This is a genomic window from Flavobacterium sp. LC2016-23 (assembly GCF_009674775.1).
Classification (GTDB): Bacteria; Bacteroidota; Bacteroidia; order Flavobacteriales; family Flavobacteriaceae; genus Flavobacterium.
On record NZ_WKKE01000085.1, the window covers coordinates 1 to 431 of the forward strand.

Consider the following 431-nt stretch of genomic DNA (forward strand, 5'->3'; position numbering starts at 1 on the left):
ACAGGATGTGAAAGTTCCATAAGATTGGCCGTTACGATTTCCGTAACCGATCCGGCAACACCAACTACAACAGATACCACACAGGACTTCTGTCTGGTAAATGCGCCAACTTTTGCAAGCATTCAGACTAATGAGCCTAATGTGGTTTGGTACAGTGCAGCTACAGGCGGAACAGCGATTCCAGCTACAACAGCCTTGACAAGTGGCACTTATTACGCTGCTTTATTGGATGCTGCCACAGGATGTGAAAGTTCAGTTCGTTTATTGGTAACGATTTCCGTAACCGATCCTGCGACACCAACTACCACAGATACGACACAAGATTTCTGTCTGGTAAACGCACCAACTTTTGCCAGCATTCAGACCAATGAACCTAATGTGGTTTGGTATAGTGCTGCGACAGGCGGAACAGCGATTCCTGCTACAACAGC

1 pseudogene is annotated in these 431 nt (G+C 46.9%); it reads left to right on the forward strand.

Annotation, left to right across the window (positions count from 1 at the left end):
• Positions 1-431: pseudogene (locus GJU43_RS22970) on the forward strand (gliding motility-associated C-terminal domain-containing protein); the annotation flags it as partial.